The organism is Paenibacillus lentimorbus NRRL B-30488, assembly GCF_000411595.1.
GTDB classification, from domain to species: Bacteria; Bacillota; Bacilli; order Bacillales; family Bacillaceae; genus Bacillus; species Bacillus velezensis.
Window position 1 is genome coordinate 80,054 of record NZ_ANAT01000018.1, and the last position, 15,845, is coordinate 95,898.

At 48.3% G+C, this 15,845-nt stretch carries 16 protein-coding genes, 2 pseudogenes and 1 riboswitch; of the genes and pseudogenes, 4 read left to right on the top strand and 14 right to left on the bottom strand.

The genetic code is table 11. The annotated features are described in order from the left end of the window. Nucleotides 1–8 precede the first annotated feature (8 nt). The 10 genes from D368_RS10410 to D368_RS10455 form a co-directional block, all read right to left on the bottom strand. Nucleotides 9–617: a CotO family spore coat protein gene (locus D368_RS10410; protein WP_101562903.1), complete on the bottom strand. Its 609-nt coding sequence runs from the start codon at nt 615–617 to the stop codon at nt 9–11. Nucleotides 618–714: 97 nt separating this feature from the next. Next, entirely contained in the window at nt 715–1,491 is a 777-nt protein-coding gene (fabI, locus tag D368_RS10415) for an enoyl-ACP reductase FabI (RefSeq protein ID WP_003155001.1), read from the bottom strand. Between the two features lie 130 nt (nt 1,492–1,621). After that, nucleotides 1,622–2,434 carry a bifunctional hydroxymethylpyrimidine kinase/phosphomethylpyrimidine kinase gene (gene thiD, locus D368_RS10420; protein ID WP_070081636.1) on the bottom strand — a complete coding sequence of 271 codons (813 nt, stop codon included), beginning with the start codon at nt 2,432–2,434 and terminating at the stop codon, nt 1,622–1,624. A gap of 22 nt (nt 2,435–2,456) precedes the next feature. Continuing rightward, nucleotides 2,457–3,467 carry a thiazole biosynthesis adenylyltransferase ThiF gene (thiF, locus tag D368_RS10425; RefSeq protein WP_077722063.1) on the bottom strand — a complete coding sequence of 337 codons (1,011 nt, stop codon included), beginning with the start codon at nt 3,465–3,467 and terminating at the stop codon, nt 2,457–2,459. Next, complete coding sequence (gene thiG, locus D368_RS10430) at nt 3,464–4,234, bottom strand: thiazole synthase (protein ID WP_088005363.1); 771 nt, start codon at nt 4,232–4,234, stop codon at nt 3,464–3,466. Before thiG ends, thiF begins: the two co-directional genes overlap by 4 nt. Continuing rightward, on the bottom strand, nt 4,231–4,434 hold the full coding sequence (thiS, locus tag D368_RS10435; protein WP_003155008.1) for a sulfur carrier protein ThiS: 204 nt from the start codon (nt 4,432–4,434) through the stop codon (nt 4,231–4,233). Before thiS ends, thiG begins: the two co-directional genes overlap by 4 nt. Beyond that, nucleotides 4,431–5,540, bottom strand: a complete 1,110-nt coding sequence (gene thiO, locus D368_RS10440) for a glycine oxidase ThiO (RefSeq protein ID WP_031378502.1) — start codon at nt 5,538–5,540, stop codon at nt 4,431–4,433. The genes thiS and thiO overlap by 4 nt, the downstream gene beginning before the upstream one ends. Continuing rightward, nucleotides 5,524–6,141: a thiazole tautomerase TenI gene (gene tenI, locus D368_RS10445; RefSeq protein WP_061890947.1), complete on the bottom strand. Its 618-nt coding sequence runs from the start codon at nt 6,139–6,141 to the stop codon at nt 5,524–5,526. The genes thiO and tenI overlap by 17 nt, the downstream gene beginning before the upstream one ends. Further along, nucleotides 6,119–6,826, bottom strand: a complete 708-nt coding sequence (tenA, locus tag D368_RS10450) for a thiaminase II (protein ID WP_003155011.1) — start codon at nt 6,824–6,826, stop codon at nt 6,119–6,121. Before tenA ends, tenI begins: the two co-directional genes overlap by 23 nt. An 87-nt stretch (nt 6,827–6,913) precedes the next feature. Further along, a riboswitch (TPP riboswitch) is annotated at nt 6,914–7,022 on the bottom strand. 53 nt (nt 7,023–7,075) lie between these two features. Then, nucleotides 7,076–8,920, bottom strand: coding sequence for a monovalent cation:proton antiporter family protein (locus tag D368_RS10455; protein ID WP_003155014.1), 1,845 nt, complete (start codon nt 8,918–8,920; stop codon nt 7,076–7,078). A gap of 226 nt (nt 8,921–9,146) precedes the next feature. Here D368_RS10455 and prpE point away from each other — a divergent pair, with 226 nt between their 5' ends. Further along, nucleotides 9,147–9,896, top strand: coding sequence for a bis(5'-nucleosyl)-tetraphosphatase PrpE (prpE, locus tag D368_RS10460; protein ID WP_128574779.1), 750 nt, complete (start codon nt 9,147–9,149; stop codon nt 9,894–9,896). Nucleotides 9,897–9,928: 32 nt separating this feature from the next. Here the strand turns inward: prpE and D368_RS10465 are convergent, their stop codons facing one another. The 4 genes from D368_RS10465 to D368_RS10480 are packed head-to-tail and all read right to left on the bottom strand — an operon-like array spanning nt 9,929 to nt 12,683. Next, nucleotides 9,929–10,822, bottom strand: a complete 894-nt coding sequence (locus tag D368_RS10465) for an RluA family pseudouridine synthase (RefSeq protein ID WP_128574780.1) — start codon at nt 10,820–10,822, stop codon at nt 9,929–9,931. Nucleotides 10,823–10,836: 14 nt separating this feature from the next. Beyond that, entirely contained in the window at nt 10,837–11,637 is an 801-nt protein-coding gene (locus D368_RS10470; RefSeq protein ID WP_003155018.1) for an NAD kinase, read from the bottom strand. A 17-nt stretch (nt 11,638–11,654) separates the two neighbouring features. Next, complete coding sequence (yjbM, locus tag D368_RS10475; protein ID WP_003155019.1) at nt 11,655–12,290, bottom strand: GTP diphosphokinase; 636 nt, start codon at nt 12,288–12,290, stop codon at nt 11,655–11,657. A gap of 27 nt (nt 12,291–12,317) precedes the next feature. Continuing rightward, on the bottom strand, nt 12,318–12,683 hold the full coding sequence (locus tag D368_RS10480; RefSeq protein WP_071391992.1) for a UPF0738 family protein: 366 nt from the start codon (nt 12,681–12,683) through the stop codon (nt 12,318–12,320). A gap of 124 nt (nt 12,684–12,807) precedes the next feature. Here D368_RS10480 and D368_RS20130 point away from each other — a divergent pair. The 3 genes and pseudogenes from D368_RS20130 (at nt 12,808) to spxH (ending at nt 15,584) form a co-directional block, all read left to right on the top strand. After that, nucleotides 12,808–14,059, top strand: a pseudogene (locus D368_RS20130) (transglycosylase SLT domain-containing protein). A 228-nt stretch (nt 14,060–14,287) separates the two neighbouring features. Continuing rightward, nucleotides 14,288–14,686, top strand: a complete 399-nt coding sequence (locus D368_RS10495) for a globin domain-containing protein (protein ID WP_003155023.1) — start codon at nt 14,288–14,290, stop codon at nt 14,684–14,686. Next, a pseudogene (gene spxH / locus D368_RS10500) lies at nt 14,683–15,584 on the top strand (protease adaptor protein SpxH). The gene D368_RS10495 and the pseudogene spxH overlap by 4 nt, the downstream one beginning before the upstream one ends. Nucleotides 15,585–15,845: the final 261 nt, after the last annotated feature.

A 15,845-nucleotide genomic window follows, 5' to 3' on the forward strand; every position in this document is an offset into this window, starting at 1 on the left:
TTGTATGGTTAAAATCCAAGCGGATGCAGCGAGGTAATATCGTCTATTGCGAGTTCTGCCGGCGCTCCGTTGCTTGTCGTCCGCAGGAAGATCGCATTATTTTTTCTGCCGACAATTACGCCTCTGTAGGTTTTCCCGTTGGCTTCTATCAGACAAAGGGTCCGCGGCATATTATGCGGCAGCTTCGTTAAGAAATCAATTTTTTCAAGAATGGACATTCTGCTCATCGGCTTTTTCACGCGCTTTGGCGGAACCTTTTCCTCTGAGGCGGCATTGTGAACCGCTTCAGGCTCTTTTTCAGCGGCATCAGGCTCTTTTTTAGCGGCGTCTGGCTTGGCAGTGTCCTGCTCCGCTTGCGCCGGAACTTCTTGAACGGCTTCTTCTGAGCGGCTGTGCTGTTCAGGTACTTGCTTTTCTGGTTCGACAGCCGCTGCTCCTTCAGGCTGAGTTTTACATTCTTCCTCCCGCTTTCCATGCATCGGCTCTTCTTCCGGCGGCTGCGGCGCTTTCCTTTTTTTGATTAATATGTCCTGCATTGATGATTGCGTGTCTGAATAATCCGCCTGAACAATATACATGAGCGGTTTTTTTTCCGCGTTTCTGTTTTGTTTTGACATCTTCATCCCTCCGATTCTGTCATGTTTTATTTATATGACGGAATGATTAAAATCAGAAGAAAGAAAAAAGCAATCCCTGAAAGGGACTGCTTGTTATTTAACGTGCGGTAATATGGAATCCTGAATCCACGTGAAGATTTTCGCCCGTGATGCCTCTTGACAGGTCACTGAACAAGAATGCAGCCGTGTCGCCCACTTCTTCAGGTGTTGTCGTGCGGCGCAGCGGCGCGCGCTCTTCAATTTCTTTCAGGATAGAGTTGAAATCACTGATTCCTTTTGCAGACAGCGTACGGATCGGCCCTGCTGAAATGCTGTTGACGCGGATGTTTTCTTTTCCTAAGTCAGCGGCTAAATATCTCACGCTCGCATCAAGAGACGCTTTTGCCACACCCATTACGTTATAGTTTGAAACGACGCGCTCTCCGCCGAGGTAAGTGAGTGTAACGATGCTTCCGCCTTCAGTCATAATCGGACGCGCCGCTTTTGCGACCGCTGTCAGAGAGTAAGAACTGATGTTATGCGCAAGCAGGAATCCTTCGCGGTTCGTATTTAAATATTCGCCGACAAGCTCTTCTTTGTTTGCAAACGCGATGCAGTGCGCGATGCCGTGAATCACGCCGACCTGCTCTTTAATGCTTGCAAAGCAAGTTTCGATCTCAGCGTCATTTGTCACATCACACGGAAGGATGATGGAATCATTTCTTTCTAATGTAGCCGCAAGGTCATGAACTGATTTTTCCAAGCGCTCTCCCGCGTAAGTGAAAATGAGGCGCGCTCCGGCTTCATGCAGCGAACGGGCGATTCCCCATGCGATACTGCGTTTATTGGCAACGCCCATCACAACGATGTTGCGGCCTTCAAGTGAGAAATTCATATGTATAAAGCCTCCTGTAATCGTCTTAAAGACATAGTTTTAGTACCTGATCTTAATTTTTATCATATCATAACCTTGTCCAGATTGAAAGCATGGGAAAAAGACCGCGGATGTTGAAGCGGTCTCTTTTTTATCTCGTCTGCAGACTGTTCCTTTTAAAGGCAAAATGATTGGTCGGGCCGTGTCCCGCTCCGATGCCGAGTGTATGTTCCACGGCTTCCCGCACAAAATTGACGGCTGTCTCAAACGCGGTCTGAATGTTTTTCCCCTTTGCCGTTTCCGCCGTCAGCGCGGCTGCGAACGTGCAGCCTGTTCCGTGGGTGTGTTTCGTGTCAATATAAGCGTGGCTGATTTGGGTAAAAGACGAACCGTCAAATAATAAATCAACGATTCTCCCCTGTTCAGGCTGATGTCCGCCTTTTATGATGACATGCTTTGCCCCAAGCTTGCAAAGGCGTTCGGCCGCTTTTTTCCGGTCCTCAAACGTGCGGATTTCCATCCCCGTCAATACCTCAGCTTCCGGAACATTCGGCGTCACCGCATAGCTGCGCGGAATTAACAGCTCTTTTAACGCGGCCTGAGATTCCTCACGCAGCAGGGAAGCGCCTCCTTTGGCAATCATGACGGGATCGGTGATGAGATGATCAAGCCCGTACTGATCCGTTTTTTCCGCAATTTCCGCAATCATTTCCGCGCTCCACAGCATTCCCGTTTTTACAGCGTCAGGCCGCAAATCTTCCGCCACCGCGTCAATCTGGCTGCCCAGCGCCTCCCGGGTGAGCGGATAAATGCCGTGAACGCCCAACGTGTTCTGGGCGGTTACCGCTGTAATGGCTGACATTCCGAAAACGCCGAGCTCCTGAAAGGTTTTGAGATCCGCCTGTATACCGGCGCCGCCTCCTGAATCTGATCCGGCAATCGTCAATGCTTTGCATATGCTCATGATGTTTTTCGCTCCTTTCGCATTATCCGATCCATTTATGATAAAAGGATTTCGCTCTGCTGATATCACTTGTGCCGTGTATTAATGCTCTGCCGTCACGAAACAGTACCATCTTGAAATTGTCTGTGCAAAACGAAATTAAATACGGGTTGGCTGAAACATCAAGCCCTGCCCGTCTGAGCTGTCCCGCAAGGTTTTGCAGATCAAACTGTTCGGAAATCCCCGTTCTGATCTGCACCGTGTTCCGTCCGCACAGAACCGCCGCCTTTGTCTGATTTTCATAGGATAAAAACGGAAAATCGTTTGTGCCGCAGCTTGGGCAATCAGCCGACTTAAGACGGGCGACGTTTATTTCTGACCGTTCATTTTTCCATAAATCAAAGGAACGGAGAACATGCTCGATAGATCCGCCCGTTAACAGCTTCAGCGCATCTGCTGCCTGAAAAACGGCCGTCTGCAATACAGCCGGGCTGATAATTCCCGCCGTATCGCATGTCATACCGCCTAAAGGCAATGTCTCAAGCAGACAGTGAAGGCACGGCGTGACACCGGGAATGACGGTAAAAGAGAGCCCGTAGCTGCCGACACAGGCGCCGTACAGAAAGGGAATCCCTTTCTGCACAGCAGCATCGTTCACAATCAGTCTCGTTTCAAAGTTGTCGGCGGCATCCACGATGAGGGAGGCGCCACGAATCAATCCGGGTGCGTTTTCCGCAGTGACATCCATGACAAATCCCTCGACCTCTACATCGCTATTTATAGACCGAAGCCGTTTTTCAGCCGCCGCGGCTTTCGGCATTTCCTGTCTGACATCGTCTTCGGTATAAAGCTGCTGGCGCTGGAGATTACTCCACTCCACATAATCTCTGTCAGCGATCGTTACCTTCCCGACCCCTGCTCTGACAAGCATCTCCGCACTTGCCGTCCCAAGCGCACCCGCGCCGATAATCACGGCATGAGATGACCGGAGCTTCTCTTGGCCGGAGGGACCGATCGGCTGAAACAGCTCCTGTCTGGAATATCTGTCCGTCATACCGGAAGACCGTCTCGCGGACTGCTTGCAGTTCCGTAATCTTTCACCGGAATTCTCCCGGCTTCATAAGAAAGACGGCCCGCTTCTACGGCAAGCTTCATCGCCCGGGCCATTTTGACCGGATCATCAGCGCCTGATACAGCGGTATTTAACAGCACGCCGTCAGCCCCGAGCTCCATCGCGTAGGCGGCGTCTTTTGAAGATCCGACGCCGGCATCGACAATGACCGGCACCTTCGCCTGTTCAATGATAAAAGAAAGATTCAGCGGATTTAAAATTCCCTGACCGGAACCGATCGGCGAAGCGCCCGGCATAATGGCATGCACTCCGAGCTCCTCAAGACGTCTTGCGAGCACGACATCGTCTGACGTATACGGAAGCACGATAAATCCCTCTTCGAGCAGCTGTTCTGATGCTTTCAGTGTTTCAACCGGATCAGGCAAAAGTGACCGGCTGCATCCGATGACTTCTACTTTTATCATGTCACAAAGCCCTGAAGCTTTGGCAAGCCTTGCGATTCGGACCGCCTCTTCAGCCGTTGCGGCGCCGGCCGTATTCGGCAGAAGCGTGTATTTAGACAAGTCAAGCTGTTCGAGAAAGTTAGGCTGAGACTCTTCAAAGATGTTCATCCGCCGCACCGCAAAGGTTAAAATATCTGATTCCGAGACGGCCACCGCCTCTTTCTGAATCTCAAAACTCGGATATTTTCCCGTTCCTAACAGCAATCTTGACCGAAACTGTTTTCCGCCTATTGTTAACATCCTCATCCGCCTCCTACAAAATGGACAATTTCTATGACATCGCGGTCACACAAACTTGTATTTTCATAATTCTTTTTTTCAATGATTTCTTTATTTCTCTCCACAACTACGATTCTTTGATCAAGCTGGTACGATTCAAGCAAATCCTGAACCGTCCCCTCTTTTCGATTCCAATCAATTTGTTTTCCGTTCAGCTGAAGGATCATATATGAACAGCCTCCTTGCGATCGATTCGAAACGCTTCTTCCCATTCCCGTTTGACTTGTTGCCCCAAGATCATATCCCGCACCATTACAGCCGTTGCCGGCGCCAACAGGATGCCGTTCCGAAAATGGCCGGCGGCGAAGATGATGCCGCTGTCTTCAGGATGCCGCCCGATAAACGGCTTGCCGTCTTTTGTTCCCGGCCTGAGCCCCGCCCAAAACCGGTCTATTTTCATATGTTCGATGGCGGGAAGCATGGTTTTCGCTTTTGCAATGACGGCCTCAATTCCTCCGATGTCAGGCGTATCGCTCCAGTCGCCCTGTTTCATCGTGGCGCCGATGACAAGCCGGCCGCTTTTTCTCGGGACGACATAACAATGATCATGGTAAAGGGTTTTGGTCAGCGGGGTATCGTCATTCCACACGGAAAGGCATTCTCCTTTCACAGGAAAAAAAGGCTGTCCCAAGCCGAGCTGGCTGAAAAACCGGCCGCTCCATACACCGCTTGCAACTGCGACTTTGTCAGCATAAACATCCCCGCCGGACGTTGTGATGCAGTATTCTCCGTTCACCCGTTTTACGGAGGTGACTTGTGTATGCTCATATATGTGAGCGCCATAGCGCCGCGCCCCTTTTGCATACGCTTTGCAAACATAGTACGGTTCGACATGGACATCGTCTTTTATAAAACTGGCGCCGAGAATGTCTTTTGAAGCGTAAGGCTCTTTTTCAAGGGCATCTTCCGCTGAAAGCCAAGTGACGGAAGGCAGATCATCCATCTTCCGTAAACGGGCGATATCTTCTTCGGTATACGCCAGTTTAAGCATTCCGCCGTTATGGCGCCTGATGTCAATGCCGCAAGCTTCCTCAAGCTCTTGCCCCGCCGCTTCATACAGCCTTTGACTGTGCATGGCAAAATCAGAAAACGCATCCCGTTTTTCACATTCCGCATGAGCGCCCAGCATTCCCGCGGCAGCGCTTGTCGTTTTTCGGCCGACTTCTCCGCCTTCAAACAAGACAACGTTCTGCTGCGTCTTCGCCAGCTCATAAGAAATGGCGCACCCGATAATTCCGCCGCCGATCACCGCCGTATCATAGTGTTTCTTCATAATCGGCCTCCCTTACCGCGCGTGCATACCGTTTTGCCGCCTCCTCGGGATTTTCAGCTGAGAAAATGCCTGACATGACGGCAATTCCGTCCGGCTTCGCCTGCTTTGTGTGTCCGATCGTCTGCAGTGTCATTCCGCCGATTGCGATAACGGGGATGGAAAGCGTTCGTTTGATCTCTGAAAGCAGGCTGATGCCTCTTGCTTCAAGTCCTTGTTTACATTCGGTTTCAAATATATGGCCGAACACCACATAATCCGCATCTTCCTTTTCAGCTTGGATGGCTTCTTCCAGCGAATGGACCGAACGTCCGATATGAAGATGGGGAAATCTGCTTCGCACCTGCTTTACGGAAAAGCTGCGGGACGGAAGCTGAACACGGTGTATGTTGGCAAAAAGCGCGATATCCGCCCTGTCATTGATGATCAATTTGTCCTTATCCGCACCGCCCTTTTTCAAAAGGGACAAAAGCTGCATGATCTCTCCCGCTGTTTTATCCCGCTCACGGATATGGATAAAGCTCACTTCGCGCTGAATCGATAGAATATCCTCGGCCAGCTCGGCAACGGGTTTGCGATTATCAGTTACCGCGTGCAGCTCCAAAGGATTCCACCTCTTTTCCGTCCTTCTCCGACCAGCCTTCTTTTTGATAAGCCATTCCCCAAAATTGATATTCATAATAGCTTGAAATCACAAAATTCTCTTTCATTTTTGCGCGGATTTCCTCTGTGCTGTTTTCAGCAATCTCGTCAAAACGGCTGATCTGTTCTTCGACCTGCTGTCTGAACCAGTCTCCGCCGTATGTACCGATCCATTTTTCATAAATCGGATGCTCCGGTTTGCACTCTTTTAAGTGTTCGCCGACTTCATAATAAAGCCAATAACAGGGCAGAAGCGCAGCTAATATTTCCCCAAAATTCCCGCTCATCACCGATCTGTACATATGAGACGTATAAGAATAGGCGGTCGGTGCCGGTTTAAATGCCGCACGCTCTTCTTCCGTAATTCCTAAAAGCTCCGTAAACTCGCGGTGCAGCGCCATTTCGGCTTCATATGTCCCTTGAGCGTGGCCCGCCATCCTGCCCGTCGTAAACAAGTCTTCGGCATATGCGGCGCCGAACGCCTGAACTTTTGCAAAATGCGTCAAATAGTAGGAATCTTGCAGCACGTAATAGCTGAAACGGTCTATCGGCAGGCTTCCGTCACCGATTCCCGTTACAAACGGATGAACAAAACTTCCGTCCCACCATTCGGCAGCCGCCTGTCTGCATTCTTCAGAAAATGTCATCATGTCTTCCCCCCTGATAAAATAAAAAAACCACTTTCCCGCATCGGAAAAGTGGTTTGGAATTTAAATGGATAAAAGGAACCCCAAAAAAATACCGCTCCACTTCCCTACGCAGGTCTGAACCTGTTCAAGTTATGAGGGTCTAAAAGTCTCACTTTTATCTCAGCCCTTATGAAGGACACCCCTAGTGGTCATACGATTAATGATTTATTTGTTATGCCTTCTATATTATCACGAATTGCAATTTGGTCAAGCTTCAAGGATTTTTCTCAGTTCCGACACGTAGTTGCGCGAGCCCGTGACGATGAGACGGTCTCCTGTTTTCAGCCGCGTGTCTCCGTGCGGAACGATGCTGTCCACACCTCTGAAAATCCGGACGAAAATCACATCGCCCATCAGCGGAAATTCCCGCAGAATGATGCCGTTATACGCCGGGTTTTCCAGATTGATCTGATATAACGAAGACTCCTCATTCGTCAGGAGGCTCATCACGCCCGGCGCCTCAATTAACGCGCGCAGCAGCGTTTTTGTAGACAGAAGGATAGAAAAAATACTGATGCCCTCTTCTTTCAGTTTTGTTTCATGCTCAACCGAGCCGACGCTTGCGATGATACGCTCAGTCCCTTTCTCTTTCGCTAGTAAGGCGATTTCAGCGTTCACATCTTCATTTCCCGTCGCCACGACAAGAATATCCGTTTTAAAAATACCGTGCGACTCAAGCGTGCCGGGCTCGTAATCAGAAATCGTGTCAACTGAAAAAACGGATTCCGCAAGCGTTTCCCCGGCATTTTCCTGATACACATGGACGACCCGTACTTCATATTCCTCCTCTGGCAATTCCAGCGTAACCGGGAGCGTCATTTGATTGGCGCCGATAAATGTGATCCGCTTTTTTTCCTGCGGCGCGCTTTGCCGTTTGAATAATTTCTTAAAGCCGATCGGCGTGATGATGCTCGCAATAACCGCAACTAAAGTCAGCGCGCCGGACATATTGGCGCTGATAATGTGGAGCCTTTCTCCGATCGTAGCCGCCGCGATAACAAGCGACAGCGTGGACGTCAGCAAAAAGCCCGAAGCAAACACGGTTCTTTTGTCGTACCATTTCTTTAAATAAAACACCGGGAACATTTTGCTGATAAACAGCGCAAGCAGAAGCAGCGGAATCATCGTTAATGTTTTCGGATCTTGGAAAAGCGTCCAAATATCCAATTTCACCCCGACCATGACGAAAAAGATCGGAATTAAAAACCCGTAGCCGAAGGAATCCAGCTGTTCCACCATTTCTTTATTCGGAGACAGAAGCGATACCAGAACGCCTGCCAAAAAAGCGCCGAGAATATTTTCCGCCCCGAGAGATTCCGATAAAGCGACAAGCACGATAATCAGTGTGAAAATGGCTCTCGTTCCGATCTGCACGGTGCCTTTAGACATCGACTGCACAAATGAACGGTGTTTAAAGATCCTGCCGAAGAAATACAGCACGACCCCCGCGGCAAAGAGAATCAACAGAAGCCACATATTTCCGCTGTCTTCTCCGTAAAGAGAAGAGAAGAAAGCGAGCAGAATCATCGTAGCCAAGTCCGCGATAACGGCGACAAGCAGGATGATCTGGCCGATATTGGAGTTCATGATCCGTTCTTCCTTTAAAGTCGGGACCACCACACCGAGTGATATCGTCGAAATAATAAGCGTCATTAAAAATGCGTTTTGTATAAAACCGGCTAATACAAAGGCATAGGACAGCAGCAATGATAAAATAAAGATGCCGAAAAAGATAATCAGTGCGGCAGAAAACGTGTTGGGCGCTTCCTTGCCGTTCGGAAGGAATTGTTTTTTCTTCCCTTTCTCAAATGAAGAAAAATCAATTTCCAAGCCGCTTAAAAACATTAAAAAGATAAAGCCGAGAACAGACAGCGTCTCCAGCCACGTGTCTCCCTGAACGACAAGATTCAGGCCGCTTTTTCCGATAATAAGCCCCATGATGATCTCCGCGACGACGACGGGGATGCTGAGCTTAAACCGATGTAAAAGGAGCGGCGTCAAAAAAGCGACGATCAAAACGACGACTAAAGATGCGACTGATGTGTGTTCCATTTGTAAATACCTCCTTAAAACAAGGGTTATAAAAGCCCGCTTTAAGCGGGCGAAACCTTACTTTTTTTAAAAACATAACGCATATTCTAACAAGGCTGAACGCGAAAAAAAAGTGATAAGGCTTTATTTCTTTAATTCTTTTTTAATTTGTGCAAAAACAGCGTAATTAGGTATAGGAATTAGCCCCATAATAAATAAAAAACCGTTAATAAGGAGGCTGACACGAATGGCTTACGACATCATCAGCGATATACACGGATGTTATGACGAAATGATCGCCTTAATGCAAAAGCTCGGATATGAAGTGAAAGACGGAACGCCCGTCCATTCTGAAGGCAGAACGCTTGTGTTTGCGGGAGATTTAACGGACAGAGGCCCAAAATCCGTAGAAGTGATGCGTTTTGTGGCAAAAGCATATGAAAAAGGAGCCGTCCGTTATGTCCCGGGAAATCATTGCAACAAACTGTATCGTTACTTAAAAGGAAACCCCGTAAAAGTGATGCACGGACTGGAAACGACGGCAGCCGAACTGAAAGAGCTGTCTCCCGCCGACAGAACGGAAGTCTCCGGACAATTTATCCTATTATATGAGTCAGCGCCGCTTTATGACATTTTACATAATGGCGATCTCGTTGTCGCCCACGCCGGCATAAAAGCTGACGATATCGGTAAATACTCGCGTAAGGTAAAAGAATTTGTTCTGTACGGCGATATTACGGGTGAAACGCATCCCGACGGCAGACCCGTCAGAAGAGACTGGGCTGCCGACTATGAAGGTAAAGCGTGGGTTGTGTACGGCCATACCCCGGTAAAACGCCCCCGGATCGTCAACCATACGATCAACATTGATACAGGCTGCGTCTTCGGCAATCAGCTGACAGGCTTTCGTTTTCCGGAGCATGAAACCGTCTCTGTGGAAAGCTCAATGCCCTATGATGCTTCACGATTTCGCGAGGATCACGGCAGGCAGGCATGAAAAAAGCCCGAAACCGATAAACGGTTCGGGCTTTACATGTGTTCAATTAATGTTTTCATATCGTCAGGCACCGGGGCGTGAAAAACGAGCGTTTCTCCGGTCATGGGGTGTACGAATGAAAGCCGCTCACTGTGAAGAGCCTGCCGGGCAATTCCCTCATTTTTTCCGCCGTACAATGTATCACCGACTAACGGATGGCCGAGGTAGCTCATGTGCACCCGGATTTGATGCGTCCTCCCCGTTTCCAGCCGCAGGGCTGCAAGCGTAAACGCATGTCCCGCTTTTTCCGTTTGAAAATGCGTCACCGCTCGTTGTCCATCCGGCGTTACCATCCGCTCAATAATACTGTCGTGTTTTCTTCCGATGGGCGCGTCCACCGTTCCTTCCTTCTGCAGCATGATCCCGTGTACGACAGCGAGATACCGCCTGCTGACAAGCCCCTTTTTCTGCGCTGCCGACAAAAGAGAATGGGAAAGCCGATGTTTGGCGATGAGCATCGCCCCCGATGTATCCCTGTCAAGGCGGGTGACAAGATGAACCGTTGATGGCACGCCGCTTTTTCGGTAGTGGCTGATCACTCCGTTAGCGATGCTTTCCGACGGGTGTTCTCTTGACGGAATTGAGGAGACATACGGCTGTTTATTGACCACAAGCACATGGTCATCTTCATAAAGAATATCAAGCGGAACCGGCTCAGGCAAAAGCGTTTCACTCACATGCTCCTTCGGAAATTCAATCTTAAGCACGTCTCCCTCCGCTAACACGGCGCGGACGGTTACACGCTCTCCGTTCACAAGCAGGTCTCCCCCGCCGAATTTAATGTCAGCGAGAAGCCGCTTTGAAATGCCGAGCTGCGCCGTATATTCTTTTACCGTCATGCCCGCTTCCCGGGCAGTCATGTTCTTTTGGATATAAAAGTTGTCCAATCCGTTTCCTCTTTCTATTCGCCTTTTCCGATAAAGGAATCCTGCACCCTTTTCCAAAATGGAAAAGGGCGGAATCTTGCAAATCTGACTTTTTCATTTGCCACACGGCATAGAATGGACTTGACATCCTTATGCAGCAAGGTTAAATGATCAATTGTGACTTGAAAGTCGACGTCGTTTCTCGGTTTGATGACACAGTTATGATGATCGGGAAGCAAAAGCGGCGAGCCGACAGTCCTGAACACTCTGTTGTTGATGGATGCCATTTCCGCAAGCTGAATCGCCCTGATGGAAGGGTGGATGATCGCGCCGCCTAACGCCTTATTATAAGCCGTGCTTCCGGAAGGCGTGGACAGACATAAACCGTCTCCCCTGAACGTTTCAAACAGCTGGCCTTTAATTTCCACGTCAGCGACGAGACTGCCTTCTATGCTTTTGATTGTACATTCGTTCAAAGCCAGATACCGCTCCTCACGCTCTTCATCATGATAAGTGACAATCACCTCAAGAAGGGGATACTCCACGGTATGATACGGCGTTTTGGCAATGGCCAGAACGAGCTTTTCTATCTCCTGCGGAACCCAATCGGCATAAAAACCCAAATGCCCCGTGTGAACTCCGACAAAAGCCGTTTTATCAAGACGGTCGCTGTACCTGTGAAATGCGTAAAGAAGCGTTCCGTCACCGCCGACGGAAATAACGATTTCCGGCTCTTTTTCATCCAAGGTCATATCAAAATCGAGTAAATACGCCTGTATTTTGCTTTTCAGTGTATCTGAAACCTCGTCTCCTTTTGAAGAAACGGCAAATTTCATGCCATTCCCCTCCTTTCCTACTGGCGGTCTCCCGCTTTTTTCTTTCGCGAGAACGCGGCTTGGGCTTCCTGGATTTCTCCGCGGATTTCTGACATTTCTTCATCGAGCCGGGATGCGGCTTCTGAGGCCCGCTGCAGCCTCAGCTTCACTTTTTCGGGAATGTTCCCGCTGTATTTGTAATTCAGTGAATGCTCAATGGTTGCCCAAAAGTTCATGGCAAGCGTCCGAATCTGTATTTCCACAAGAACGTGCTTTTCTCCGGACGTTGTTTGTAAAGGATATAAAACGACAAGGTGGTAAGACCGATATCCGCTTTCCTTATGCTCTGCTATGTAATCCCGCTTATCGACAACGGTAAAATCTTTTCTGGCAAACAGCATATTTTTGACGATCTGGATATCATCGACAAATTGGCACATAATACGCAGCCCCGCGATATCCTGCATCGTTTCAATCTGATGAAGCGGTATGCTTTTTCGTCTCGCTTTTTCAAGTATGCTCGCCACCGGCTTCACGCGGCCTGTCACAAACTCAATCGGTGAGTGGTCATCTTCATACTCATAAAGGGTTCTGACGCCTTTCAGCTTCACCTTTAATTCTTCAACAGCCTGGCGGTATGGCGCTAGAAATTGCTCCCATTGTTTGTCATCCATCGTACATCCCCCAATTCCGAACCTGTTCTAAAGAAATACGCTTTTCACTTTTTCTTCCATATCTCCGTAGTTTGCATTATCTTTAATATTTTCAAGAAGATAATCGAGTTCTTCATGCAGCCCTGAAAGTTCAACCGTTTTTCCGCCGGCCTCAAGGACCGCCGGTTTTCCTTGGTCTAAGGCTTCTTTCAGATCCGGCCAGACATGTTCTTTTATAATGACATATTCAAAAGAGTCAGCTGATTCAAGTATGTATACAAAAGCAAAGTGATCGGAATCGACAAGCATTTGACCTGAGGCTTTGCGTTCCGCTCCGCTTAAGTCTTCTCCGCACTTCAAGCGGAGCGCGTCTTCTGTTAATGATGCATTCTGGATTTCAATTCTCTTTTGCATAATGTTCTCCTTTTTTAACAAAGTACAGCATCTATTTTATCATATCAAGGTCGATATTGATAAACGTAACCTCTAAAGAGATAATGGGAATTATACAATTTTTCGTCCTGAAAGGAAGACTGTCATGACCCAAGAAATAGAAATTGAATTCAAAAACCTGCTGACAAAATCAGAATTTCTGAAGCTGGGTGAAGCACTCTGCATGAAAGAACATGATTTTAAACAGCAGGTCAATCATTATTTCGACACGAAAGATTTTTCCCTGAAACAAAAAATCAGCACTCCGCATCCGAGAAAAAGACGGCTCGTTCGTTCTGACTTTAAAAGAACCTGCCGCGGTCGGTCTGCTGGAAACGCACCAACAGCTTGCGGCGGCACCGGATCTTGACGTCTTCAAGATTCCGGATGGCCCCGTCAAACGGCAGCTGGACGGTCTAGGAATCCGTTCAGAACACATTTGCTGCTTCGGAACGCTGTCGACCGCACGCGCGGAAAAAGAATCAGAAAAAGGCTTAATCATTTTAGATCACAGCCGATATTTAGAGAAAGAAGACTTTGAATTGGAATTCGAGGCTGCTGACTGGGATGAAGGAAAACGGGCGTTTGAACAATTGCTCAAGCAATTCGGCATCCCAGAGCGGATCACGAAAAATAAAATCCAGCGTTTTTATGAACAGAAACAAAAAAGGTGGAATGACACAGTGAATATAACGAATTGGGCGGCCCTTCTCCAGCTGCAGTCAATGGCGCTGCAATCAATCTCTCATACAAGCACGGCTTCAGGCGGACAATCTTCAGAAAGCCCGCTCGCCAATTTCAGCGCGCTGCTCAGCCAGTATACGGACACAGCCGTACGGCAGCAGCCGGAATCGGGAATTTTAAACGGTGTGCGGACCGCTCACGCTTCATATTCACCGAGAATTCCCGTTTCATCCGGTACCGCGGCAGTTTCCCCGAGCATAAAGTCTCCGAATGCGGCTTCTGATATCAGCACCGGAAACTTTTCAATAGACAGCGCCATTCAGAAAGCGGCCGAAAAATACGGAGTGGACGAAAAGCTGATCCGCGCGGTTATTAAACAGGAATCAGGCTTTAATCCGAAAGCGGTCAGCGGTGCGGGGGCAATGGGACTGATGCAGCTCATGCCTTCCACGGCAGAATCACTCGGGGTGTCAAACCCGCTTGATCCCGTCCAGAACGCTGAGGGCGGCACAAAGTACTTAAAGCAGATGCTCACGAAATACGACGGAAATGTATCTCTCGCGTTAGCCGCCTACAACGCAGGCCCCGGCAACGTAGATCGGTACGGAGGCATTCCGCCGTTTAAGGAAACACAGCAATATGTCAAAAACATAACCCGGCAGTATTACGCGTAAACCAGAGAGGCTTCCTTCCCCCTCTGGTTTTTTTGCGGAGTGAAATCTTACACATGAATGAAGGCGATGTGATATGATATGAAATACAAGCGCCTGACAGAAAGGCACTTTGTTTGTAGAAATAAAATGTTATTGCTAAAATATACAGTAACTGAAGATAGTAAAACTGAAAGATAAATTCGCAATGGGAATTATGATTCCTATTAGCCATATAAAGGAGTAGTCAACATGGGACAATCGTTTAACGCACCATATGAAGCGATTGGAGAGGAACTTCTATCGCAACTTGTTGATACTTTTTATGAGCGTGTCTCGTCTCATCCCTTGCTGAAGCCGATATTTCCAAGTGATTTGACTGAAACGGCCAGAAAACAAAAGCAATTTTTAACCCAGTATTTGGGCGGACCTCCTCTTTATACTGAAGAGCACGGACATCCCATGCTCAGGGCAAGGCATCTCCCCTTTCCGATTACGGACGAGAGGGCTGATGCGTGGCTAAGCTGTATGAGCAAAGCGATGGATCAGGTCGGGCTGGAGGGCGATATTCGTGAATTTCTGTACGGGCGTCTGGAACTGACGGCCAGGCATATGGTAAACCAGTCAGAAGCGGAGGATCGATCATATTGACGAATTATCAGCATGAGCAATACTTCGCCCATTGCCACGGACATCCAAAAAAACCGCTCGAAATTTACATGTTTGTCGACCCTTTATGTCCTGAATGCTGGTCGCTGGAGCCCGCCATAAAAAATTAAAAATCAAATACGGACGTTTTTTCACCCTGCGGATCATTGTTTCCGCGAGCATTACATCGCTGAATAAGCAAAAGCGGAAAAAACACCTTCTTGCCGAAGCTTGGGAAAAAATTGCGAACCGTTCCGGGATGCCCTGTGACGGAAGCCTTTGGCTTGAGCAGGATCAGCCTCTTTCATCGCCCTACCTTGCCGCACTCGCTTTAAAAGCGGCCGAACTGCAGGGAAGAAAAGCGGGCATTCTGTTTCTCCGCAGCATGCAGGAAAGCCTGTTTGTCTCCAAGCAGAATATTACGGATGAAGACGTTCTTTTAGAAATTGCCGAAAAGACGAAATTGGATGTTGAAGAATTCAAGCGCGACCTCCATTCGCAAAGCGCGGTAAAAGCGCTTCAGTGCGATATGAAAATCGCGGCGGAAATGGACGTCACCGTCAACCCGACATTGACGTTCTTTAACAGCCTGCATGATGATGAAGGGCTGAAGGTTCCCGGCAACTATTCTTATGACGTATACGAAGAGATCCTATTCGAAATGCTCGGGGATGAACCGAAGCCTTCTGAAACGCCGCCTTTGGAATGTTTCATTGAATATTTCCGGTTTGTCGCATCGAAAGAAATCGCACTCGTTTATGATTTGAGTCTAGAAGAAGTTGAAAAAGAAATGAAAAAACTGGCATTCGCCAAAAAGGTCGCCAGAGTGGAAGCAAAGCACGGTCTGTTTTGGAAATCTCTGGCCGGCACCCAGGAGGATGTCACCTGTTGTGACCATTAAAAAAGCTGATTCCTTACGGAGCCGGCTTTTTTTGTGCAAATAAAGAAACCGCGCCGGGATAAGCGCGGTTTCATATGTCTTAACGACAACAAAGGGGATGGGAGAAATTTTTCACGGTCAAACAAAGGGGTAATGTTTGTTTGTGATCAATTTCACATCCTTATCATATCAAATCTTGTCGAGTTTTGACAAGCCATAAGATTAATGTTCATATTTTTGTCACAAAACATAACTGACTGCTTGTTTTCATAGAATATATCA